Here is a 7,705-nt window from a genome sequence, read left to right as displayed (position 1 = left end):
TCATCGGAAGCCTGGGCCACCACTTCGGTCTCTTCGATCTCTTCCGCCTCAGAGGCCTCCACGGTCACTGAGGCCTCAGCGGGCACTGTGATCTCCTCGGCGGACGGTATGGCCGGCGCCGTCACGGTCACGGCCTCGGTGGTGGCGGCGTCGGCCGCGACCACCGGCGGTCCTGCCGGACGCGACGCGGCACGGCGGCGGCGACGCGGCGGCAGAGTGTCGCTGGGCGTGTTGTTCTCGGAACCCTCGGTGGGTTCGATCGGTTCGAGCATGCGGGCGTATCTCCCGTCAGGCTCCCGGGCGCCGCGCCTGGCCCGGCATGGGTGCCGGTGACGTCCGCGGCTCGCGCGATGCGCGGTGCCGCCGTCCTGGGCGCGGGCGCCGCACGGGAGCTCTCTGTGTCCTGTCTCGCCGGTTCCGTACGCCATGTCGCGCACGGCCTGGCGAAAGTCTTCTGGTCGGTGCGCTGCCCGACCCAGGTGGCTCCCGAGTACGAGGGCGGCGCTACGACGTCCGTCCCTACGCGGAACCTTCCCTAGTCCGGCGCCGTCGCGGCGGCAGTCGCGGCGGCCGTGATCGGCTCGGTCGCTGCTGCCTCGCGGTCGGGCGCGAGCGGGTCGGTCACCGTGCCGGTCTCTTCATCGAACAGCCCCTGCGCCAGCCTGGTCACCGCTGCGGGGACCGGCGGCGCCAGGTCGGCCACGGCGCGGAGACCGGACAGGACGTCGTCGGGTCGTACGGCAGGCGTCACGTGCCGAACAACCAGCCGCAGTATCGCACAGGGCTGGTCGGTCGGCCCATTATGGTGCGCGGCGGAAGCCGCTCCGGTCGAGCCGATGCTCGAGTCGGGCTGCCTACGGCGCGTGTCGGTGCTCTGAAGGCTCGCGACGGCGGAACGGGCGTCGAAGGTGCGGATGCCGTTCTTGGTCATGCGCTGCACCTCGACGGTCTCGGCCGTGTTGAAGGCCTCGACCGCGCGCCGGGCGTCCGCCGGGTCCACTCCGTCCAGCCGCAGCTCCCACACGGAAGCCGTCAGCCGGTCGGCGAGACCCGACGTCCGAACCTCGACCGCGTCGACGATGTCGAGCCCGGTGGGCAACGACTCGTCGAGAAGTTCGCGCAGCTTGTCCGGGTCGCGCGCCTCGGTGAGCGCGATTTCCACGTACTCCGCCTCACTGCCCGTGCCGGTGGGTGCGGCATTGGCGTACGACACCTTCGGATGCGGCGTGAACCCCGCCGAGTACGCCATCGGCACCTCGGCACGGCGCAGCGCACGCTCGAAGGCGCGCTGGAAGTCACGGTGGCTGGTGAACCGGAGGCGGCCGCGCTTGGTGTAGCGCAGTCGAATGCGCTGCACCGCGGGTGCGGGCGGCGGGCCTTCGGGCTGTCGCTTGCCCAGTGTCGTTCAGTCCTTCGTGAGAGCGGTCGTACTGCTACCAAGAGTACGTGTCTCACGGGCCATGGGTTCCCGCCGGGAGACGGCCTGCGGCTCCCTCGCGTCCCCGAAGAGCATGCGCCGGAGGTCGGCGCGGGCCTGCCGTGCGGATGCGCGCGCGGCTGCCAGCGCCTGCCGCGTCTCCCGGCCCACGCTGCGGGCGGCCTCGGCGGCCGGGCGCAGAACCGTGTCGCGCAGGACGTGTCCGACCGGGGTCAGCACCGTCCGGTACACCCAGTGCACCGGTTCCACGAAGAACCACCGGAAGAGGGTGCCGAGGAATCGGCCGACGGCGAGCGAGAGATGTCCGGCGACGCGCCAGGCGTGGCCGATCGCGGCGCCGATCTCGCGGCCCACGACCGCGAGGACGCGACCGACCGGGGTGAGGACCCAGCGCCGGAGGGCGAGCCCGGGCAGCACGAACAGGACGCGCAGCACCCAGTACAGGGCGATTCCGACACCGTTGAAGATCACACGGACGAGCCGCGCGACACCGTCCGCGAGCCAGGCGATGCCGCGCCCCAGGGGCGTCAACACATACCGGTAGAACCACCCGGCCGGTACGACGACCAGATACCGTGCGAGCCAGGCCACCGCCGCGTACACACCGGCTCCGACGGCGGCGAGGGCGTGCCCGACGCCCTTGAGCAGCCACGCGAGGGCACGGCCCACCGGCGTCAGCACGCGCCCGTACACCCACGCGAACCCGGCGCCGATCCCACGCAGCACCCAGGCGGCACCGTGCCCGAGCGGCGTGAGGAGGTAGCGGTGCAACCACAGGGCGGGTGCGACGATCAGCGCACGGACCAGCCGGGCGATACCCCTGCCGAGCGGCACGAGGACGTACCGCCACAGCGTCACCCAGGGCCACACGAACACCGCCCACGCCACCCGTAGCAGGGCACGGCCCACCGGCCGCAGCACGGTGTCGCGCAGGAGCCGTCCGCCGACGACCAGTGCGTCCCACAGCATGCGCACCGGTACGACCAGCAAGAGCACAACGATCCGCACGGGCACACGGATCGCGACGGTGAGGCAGCCCTCGGCGGGCTGCTGCGGCGGGGGCTTCTCCAGGTCCATACCGGTGTAGACGCCTCGACCGCCCGGACGGATGCGGTCACGGAGTGCCGCGTCGCTCGTCCGGAATCCGCCGGGTGTCCACCGTGGTCGGACCGTCGGCGGCAGCAACTGCCTACGCGGGGAACCGATTCCGAACGCAGGATCGTCAACCGGTGGACCGGACCTGTGGAACACCGGAGGTTCCAGGCAGACTTGGCCTGTAGCAGCCCCGTCACCAAGAGGATGATCCACGCATGATTACGCTCACGAAGGAAGACGGCCCCGCTGATCTGAACGGAGTGACCCACCTCTCCATCGGAGTGTCCTGGGATCCCACCGCCGGTGCCAGCGGCGGGGTGATGGGCGTGCTCCGCCGCAAGTCCGGCACCGACCTCGACCTCATCGCCGTCGCCATGCAGGGCCAGGACCCGGTGCGCCTGGCGGGCCTCGACTCCCTCGACCCCATGGGCAACGGCTCCTTGGTGCACAGCGGCGACAACCAGACCGGGCGCGGGGACGGTGACGACGAGACCGTGACGGTCGAGTTCTCCCGCATTCCGTCCCAGATCACGTCGATCGTGTTCGTCGCCGCGGCCTTCAAGAAGGGCAGTTCCTTCCAGAAGGCGCGCAACATCAGCTTCAAGGTCTACGACGCGACCGGGGGCAGTTCCCAGCAGGTCGCCGACATCTGGCCGAGTCTGCTCACCCAGGACAACGGCTGCGCCGTGGCCAAAGCCGTGCGTGCCGGGGACGGTTGGAAGCTCGAGGTGATCAATGTGACGGGGAAGATCAAGCAGGGCGACGAGCACGCCCTGATGCGTTTCGCCGTCAGCAAGTAGTCCTCGTCGGCGGGTAGGACGAGATCCCCGCGGTCCGGCGCCCGCATCGGCCCGGGCCGCGGGTGTGTACCGCCCCGACGCACTTCGGATCTGCTCCCCGCGCCTCCCGGGGCCGCGTTCAGGAGGCCAGGATGCCGATGCCGTCGCCGAGCAGTTTGAGTCCGAGGACGAAGAAGAGGACGGCCATGACGGCGGCGTTGTGCTGTGCTGCCCAGTCCCGCCAGGTACCGAGGATGCTCTCGGCCCGCTCCCCCATGCGCTGGTAGACGGCCAGCGGTGCCAGGACGCCGAGCGATGCGATGAGGACGAAGACGACGAGCGCTCCGATCTGCTCCGGCACGGCGATGGCGGCGGAGCTGATCGAGGCGCCCGCGGCGAGAGTCAGGGAGCGTTCTTGGCGTTGACCGCCGACAACAGCAGCCCCAGACCGAGGACCTTGAGCGGTGTGAAGCGGTCGAGGGCGGTCATCCACGTGGGCAGGCGCGCCTGCAGCCATGGCGCACCCGCATCCGCCGACTCGGGGCCCCACGGCATGCGACCGCGGCCCGAGGCGGATCGGACAGCGCCGAAGCCCCCTCCCGGGCGAGGAGAGGGCTTCGGACGTGACCACGAGCCCGGTCGAGGATCAGGGAACCTTGCGAGCCGCCGCCCGCTGGTTCAGTAGCGCTGGGCCTTGGTGAGGCGAGGAGTCAGCTTCGGCTCGGCGGGTTGGCGGCTGAACGCGATCGGCTGCTCCTTGTGGCCGGGGGCGAGATCCTGTGCGCCGACGTATCGCGTCTCGACCACACGCCCCTCCGCGTCCTCGAAGTCGATCTGGACGGCGTAGGACGCCTTCTGATCCGTGTTGTTGGTGATGGTGACCAGGACGGCGAGCGCGGCCCGCATCGGCAGCACGCTCAATCCTCCGGCCAGTGCACGAGCCCGTCGACCGAGGGAGCGTAGAGCGTCGCGTCCTCCGGTGAGTCGTAGAACTCGTAGGCATCGTGGAGGCCGCTGATCTCGAAGACCTTGCGCGACCTGCCGGAGGGGCACGTGATACGGAGCGAGCCCCCCTGTTCACGCACGCGCTTGGTGCTCGCCACGACCGCCCCCAGACCCACGGAGTCCAGGAACGGCACGAAGCACAGGTCCAGGACGAGGTGGCGGTGCCCCTCATCGAGCAGCTTGATCACTGCCTCACGGATCCTGGGCGAGGTGTGGACGTCTATCTCGCCATCGACCTCGAGAACGGTCCAGCCGTTCACCACGTCGAAGCTGATGACCATGCGCTCGCTGCGGATGATGTTCGTTCGCATTGCCATCCCTCTTCACGTCTTGCGGACGGCACGAAGTCCCCGTTTGCAGATTGGCGTGCACATGCCCACGCCGTCTGACCGTCTGCACCTCTGTCGTTGATTCCACTACAAGTCCCTCGCGCCCAGGCCGCAAGCGGGACCGCAATCCGCGGCCGTCCGGAGAGGGGAGGCCATGGGAGTACAGGCATCTCCCTGGCCGTACCCGAGGGACGCTCGCCCGCCGCCAGAGCTCTGGCCGATGCCCTGGCCCGCCAGGCGGGTGAAGGCCAAGGTCGAACCCGCTCCACCGCTGAGTGAACGACGCAGGAGCCCGCCAGGTGCACGGTGCAGAGACAGGGCGTCGCCTCGCCTGCGACGACTCCCTCTTCGTCACGGGGCGGAGATCCTCAGGAGCGGTGGCCCCGGCAACCGGTCCACGGCAGCCCTCATCCGGACCGCCGCCTTCGACGCGTCCGGTCAGGCCGCCGACGTGAGCGGCTCCTCGGCCCAGATCGTCTTGCCCCGGTCTTCGTAACGGGTTCCCCAGCGCTGCGCGAACTGCGAGACCAGCAGCAGACCACGGCCGCCTTCGTCGGTCGTGCGGGCGTGCCGCAGGTGCGGGGCGGCGCTGCTGCCGTCGGAGACCTCGACGCTCAGCGTACGATCGCGGATCAGGCGCAACTGCACGGGCGGCTGGGCGTACCGGATGGCGTTGGTGACCAGCTCGCTGACGATGAGCTCGGTGGAGAACATCTCGTCGTCCATGGCCCAGATGCTCAATTGGCGGATGGTCAGGGAGCGGGCGGTGGCGACGGCCGCCGGGTCGGACGGCAACACCCACGTGGCGATGCGGCCCCGGTCGAGGGACTGAGTGCGGGCGACCAGGACCGCCGCGTCGTTCGGCGGATCGGGCGGAACCAGCGCCTCCGTGAGCCTCAGGCAGAGGTCCTGCGGGGACCGGTGAGCCTCGGACAGCAGGCACGCGAGCTCGCGGTGCCCGGCGTCGCCGGTGAAGGCCTGCAGCAGCCCCGGGGTGAACAGCACCAGCCGGCTTCCATCGGGCAGCCTCAAGGTGGTCTTGGCGAACGGCGGCCCGGGTCGGCCAAGGGGCGGACCGGCTGTGATGTCCGGGAAGGACACCGTGCCGTCCGCGTCCACCACCGCCAGCCCTCCGGGACCGGCCGCGGCTGCCGTGCCCTGGCAGGTGACGGGGTCGTAGACCAGGTAGAGGCAGGTGGCGCCGACGGGGCTGTGGGTCGTCGGGTCGGCGGTCTCGGCGTCCATCCGCCGGACCAGGTCCTCCAGGCGGGCCATGACCTCGTCGGCTGCCAGATCGAGGGCGGCCAGGGTGTGCACGGCGGTGCGCAGCCGCCCCATGGTGGCAGCGGTCCGTACACCGCGACCGGGAGTACTGCCCGCCACGAGGGCCACGCGAGCTCCGGGAAGGGCGATGACATCGGTCCAGTCGCCGCCCGCACCGGAGTGCACCCAGTGGTGTGCCACCTGTACCGCTTCGGCAGCCGGCAGGTTCTGGGGCAACAGGCCGCGCTGCAGCGAGAGCACGACGTTGCGTTCCCGCACATAGCGGCGCGCGTTGTCCAGGGCCACGGCGGCACGGGCGGCGAGATCCTGGGCCAGGGTGAGGTCGTCGTCCTGGAACGCGCCGCGGTCGGTCCACCGGTGCAGGGCGACGATTCCCAGCGCACGGTCTCGGACCAGCAGGGGGACGACCATCAGCGACTTCACCCGCTCCTCGTGCATCCGCCGGCCACGGACCACGTCGCCGCGCACCCACACACTGTCCTCGTCGACCACGGGCACCAGTCGCGGTCTGTGGTCGGCGAGGACCTGGGCGGCGGGCGCGGCGGCGGGACAGCTGCTGACCTCACCGACCCCGTACACGCCAGGGGTGGTGTCGGTACGGATCGATCGCGAGGCAGCGCGCCGCAGGTCCCAGTCGGCCTGGCACGGCCCCTCCGGCACCTCCTCTCCGGCCAGCACCGGCTCAAGAAGATCCACCGCCGCGCTGTCGGCCAGCCCGGGTACCACCACCTCGGTCAGTTCACCCGCGGTGTGCAAAACGTCCAGGGTGGTCCCGATCCGGGAACCGGCCTCGGCCACCAGAGCGAGGCGCTGCCGGGCACGGTGCCGATCGGTGACGTCGACCACCACGTCGACCACTCCGAGTACGCGGCCGTCGTCGTCCTCCAGCCGGAACGCCGACGCCGAATAGACGTGCTCATGATCAGGGTCACCGGGCGGACGCCCGCGCTTCTCGAAGGAAAGAACCGGTTGCCCGGTCTGCAGCACCTCGGTCATCACCCGCTCGGCCATCTCGGCACTGAAGTCGGGCCACGCCTCGGTGGGCCGAAGCCCGATCCCTTCGGTCACTCGGACGCCTTGCATGCCTTCTGCCGCGGCGTTGTACCGCATCAAGCGCAGATGAGGATCCAGGACGAACAGCCCGAGCGGGGAACGGCTGAACAACGCCTTCACAATCGCTCGGTCGACGGCGGCGGACTCCTCTTCCCTACCGGCCACCAGCTCGACCTTCCAGCGCAGCGCCGTCTCGGCATCGTGCTCGGCCTTCACGCGCACCCGGCAGTCGACATGGCGCCCGTCCCGGTGCCGGAGCACGACGTCGGCAGTCCCCCGATCCGCCGTGGCGTCCACGACCATCAGGTCTTTCACCGGTCGGCCGAGGATCTGGTGCGCGGGGTAGCCCAACAGGCATTCGGCCGCCGGGCTCCACGTCACGAGGATGCCCTCGTCGTCGACCACGAACGACGCCCTGCCCGCCTCGCCGGGTGAGGTGCCCGCCGCGCGGTGGCCGCTGCCTGTCGAACCAGTCATGATCGCCGACCGTTCTCCCGCTGGCCCAGGAACGCATTTCCAAGTCTGACCAAGGCGGCCTCGGTCGGCACCCCGTGCCGCCTGGTACCGGACGAGCTCTTTTCGGCAACCCCCCACCGACAACTCACATCTCAATGACAAATTTCTTTGTCGGCTGGGGAGCTGGGACCGTGCTGGACGTGGCTGTGATCGAAGACCCCGCCACCTCAGTTCACGTGATCCTGCCGCCTCGTCGGCCGGCGACC

9 protein-coding genes and 1 pseudogene are annotated in these 7,705 nt (G+C 70.4%); 2 read left to right on the top strand and 8 right to left on the bottom strand.

Translation table 11 applies throughout. The features are described from left to right. On the bottom strand, positions 1 to 272 hold a 272-nt coding region (locus tag VXC91_RS16060), incomplete at its 3' end, for a hypothetical protein (protein WP_329507943.1). A 57-nt stretch (positions 273 to 329) separates the two neighbouring features. On the opposite strand from VXC91_RS16060, the gene VXC91_RS16055 reads away from it, so the two are divergent. Then, positions 330 to 539 (top strand): hypothetical protein, encoded by a 210-nt coding sequence (locus VXC91_RS16055; RefSeq protein ID WP_329507942.1) that lies wholly within the window; start codon positions 330 to 332, stop codon positions 537 to 539. On the opposite strand, the gene VXC91_RS16050 is transcribed toward VXC91_RS16055, so the two are convergent. Then, the gene (locus VXC91_RS16050; RefSeq protein ID WP_329507941.1) at positions 536 to 1,357 is read right to left on the bottom strand and encodes a TIGR03936 family radical SAM-associated protein; all 822 of its coding nucleotides are present in this window, start codon (positions 1,355 to 1,357) and stop codon (positions 536 to 538) included. The genes VXC91_RS16055 and VXC91_RS16050 overlap by 4 nt on opposite strands. Before the next feature lie 48 nt (positions 1,358 to 1,405). Then, on the bottom strand, positions 1,406 to 2,515 hold the full coding sequence (locus tag VXC91_RS16045; RefSeq protein WP_329507940.1) for a DUF2339 domain-containing protein: 1,110 nt from the start codon (positions 2,513 to 2,515) through the stop codon (positions 1,406 to 1,408). Between the two features lie 233 nt (positions 2,516 to 2,748). On the opposite strand from VXC91_RS16045, the gene VXC91_RS16040 reads away from it, so the two are divergent. Further along, complete coding sequence (locus tag VXC91_RS16040) at positions 2,749 to 3,333, top strand: TerD family protein (RefSeq protein ID WP_329507939.1); 585 nt, start codon at positions 2,749 to 2,751, stop codon at positions 3,331 to 3,333. A 118-nt stretch (positions 3,334 to 3,451) separates the two neighbouring features. Here VXC91_RS16040 and VXC91_RS16035 read toward each other — a convergent pair whose 3' ends face one another. The 5 genes and pseudogenes from VXC91_RS16035 to VXC91_RS16015 all read right to left on the bottom strand — a co-directional run bounded on the left by VXC91_RS16035 (position 3,452) and on the right by VXC91_RS16015 (position 7,460). Then, a complete protein-coding gene (locus VXC91_RS16035) occupies positions 3,452 to 3,694 on the bottom strand; it encodes a GAP family protein (RefSeq protein ID WP_329507945.1) in 243 nt (80 codons plus the stop codon). A 20-nt stretch (positions 3,695 to 3,714) separates the two neighbouring features. Further along, positions 3,715 to 3,867: a hypothetical protein gene (locus tag VXC91_RS16030; RefSeq protein WP_329507946.1), complete on the bottom strand. Its 153-nt coding sequence runs from the start codon at positions 3,865 to 3,867 to the stop codon at positions 3,715 to 3,717. Between the two features lie 123 nt (positions 3,868 to 3,990). Continuing rightward, positions 3,991 to 4,257, bottom strand: a pseudogene (locus tag VXC91_RS16025) (FxLYD domain-containing protein); the annotation flags it as partial. Beyond that, positions 4,230 to 4,628, bottom strand: a complete 399-nt coding sequence (locus tag VXC91_RS16020; protein ID WP_329507938.1) for an STAS domain-containing protein — start codon at positions 4,626 to 4,628, stop codon at positions 4,230 to 4,232. The gene VXC91_RS16020 and the pseudogene VXC91_RS16025, both read right to left, overlap by 28 nt. A 456-nt stretch (positions 4,629 to 5,084) precedes the next feature. Continuing rightward, on the bottom strand, positions 5,085 to 7,460 hold the full coding sequence (locus tag VXC91_RS16015; RefSeq protein WP_329507937.1) for a SpoIIE family protein phosphatase: 2,376 nt from the start codon (positions 7,458 to 7,460) through the stop codon (positions 5,085 to 5,087). Positions 7,461 to 7,705 lie beyond the last annotated feature (245 nt).

It is taken from the genome of Streptomyces chiangmaiensis (assembly GCF_036281785.1).
Lineage (GTDB): Bacteria > Actinomycetota > Actinomycetes > Streptomycetales > Streptomycetaceae > Streptomyces > Streptomyces chiangmaiensis.
Note: the sequence above shows the minus strand (reverse complement) of the source record. Positions and strands in the feature narration are given on the sequence as shown.